The organism is Bacillota bacterium, assembly GCA_040754675.1.
Taxonomy (GTDB): domain Bacteria; phylum Bacillota; class Limnochordia; order Limnochordales; family Geochordaceae; genus Geochorda.
In genome coordinates, this window is sequence record JBFMCJ010000733.1 from 1 (window position 1) to 1,730 (window position 1,730).

Genomic DNA, 1,730 nt, shown 5'->3' on the forward strand with positions numbered 1-1,730 from the left:
TCCGGATGGAGGGCCTCGACGACCTCTACGCCCGCTTGGGAGGCCGGGTCGACCTTGTCCAGGAACGGCACACAACGTTTCACGCGATGACCGAGTTTGCCGTCCGTGACCCCAATGGGTTCCTGCTGGTCTTCGCCGAACCGGTCGGGGCTTCCGGGGGCGGCCCGGAACCGTGACGCATCGGCGGTCATCCAGGCAGCAGAGGGCAACCGCGCGGTGGGCCCCATCGGCGGTCCCCATCAACGTAGGACGATCTGGGGAACGGGCGGATGTCGTGTGCGAAACGAAGGGACCATCGACCCCGGCGCGAGCGGCCAGGCTCTGTACCCGGTGCTGGCCGCAAGCCTCAGTCGCACCTTCGCCGAACTCATCATCTTCGGCTACATCCCGCTCCACCTGTACACGGGCGGGGAGCGGCGCATCCTGCAGCTGGCGCTCATCACCGCGGTGCCGGCGCTGGTACGGTTTGCGGCGGCCAACGTGTGGGGCGCCGTGGCGGACGTGACGGGCCGGCTGAAGCTCACCCTCCTGGTGGGGCTTCTGGGGTACGGCGCGGCCGCTGTGGGGCTTTTGTTCGCGTCGACCGGCGTGCACGCCATGATAGTGGTGAGCATGGCTGCGGCGCTGTTTGCGTCCCTGTCGCCGGCAGGCAAGGCGCTTGTCTCGCTACGCCCGGGACCTGCCGGCACACCCGGCCGGGCTCTGGCCTGGTGGCTGCAGCTGGAATCGTGGGGCTGGATGCTGGGCAGTCTGGCGGTGGCCATCCGAGAACGGCTCGGCGCGTCGCCCGGCAGCCTGCTGGTGGCGGCGGCGGGATTGGCTCTGCTGCAGGCCCTATGGGTCGCGTGGCGGGTGCCCGAGCTGCTTCGACGGCCGGCTCGCGAGGAACCGGCGCCCGCCGGGGAACGGACGCTCCGGGCAGCGGGCGTATCTCAGGCCATCGCCGGCCGGTTCGCCGAACTCCGGGATGAGTGGCGGCGGCTTTACGGTGACAGGGTGCTGGCGCTTCTGTTCGGGGTTTTCGGGCTTGCCGTGCTGGCCGGCGAGGCGAGTTTCACGGTGTTCGGGTTCTATGTGGTCGGTACACTGGGCGGCACCGAGTCGCTGTACGGGGCAACCCTCACCCTTGCCACGGCCCTGGGCCTCGTGGCATACGCCTGGCTCACGGCCAACAGCCGCCGCGCGTCTCCCGGCAACCTCATGCTGACCGCCGGGGCGCCTTACATCGCGATGTACGTCTTGATGGCCGCGGCGCCCAATGCGCTGGTGGCCGCCGTCGCCTTTGCCCTGCCGCTGTACGCGCTCATTCGGGCCGGGGCCACCTGGGCGGCCGAGTCGCTCACCCACGCCTCCGAACGGGGCGGCGGCATGGGCGCGCTCGACGGCATGGAGGCCTTCTCGCTGGCCCTGGGAGCGGTGATGGCGGGGTCCGTGGGCGACCAGCTGGGGCTGCGGGCGGTCTACGCGACGTGCGCCGGCGTGGCGCTGCTCTTGAGCCTGCTTGCCTGGAAACTGAAGGCACGCCTTACCCGTCCCCAGGCCAGCCCGGTGGCGGCAAAGGCCTGACATTCGGGTTTGGCTTGCGGTGGAGCGCGGGCGCATCAGCCCAGGGCGCGTTCCCTCAACATGTACGTGTACGGCCCTGAGATCGGCTACCGTCAGGTACTCTGGATGAAGGCGAGGACGACGTGCGCCAGCCCTGGGCAGGGGTGATATCCTGGGATACCGGC

Annotated in this window: 1 protein-coding gene; it reads left to right on the forward strand. The window is 70.0% G+C overall.

Annotated features, from left to right (window positions below; genetic code table 11):
• Window positions 1-276: 276 nt before the first annotated feature.
• Window positions 277-1,566: an MFS transporter gene (locus tag AB1609_23045; GenBank protein ID MEW6049312.1), complete on the forward strand. Its 1,290-nt coding sequence runs from the start codon at window positions 277-279 to the stop codon at window positions 1,564-1,566.
• Window positions 1,567-1,730 lie beyond the last annotated feature (164 nt).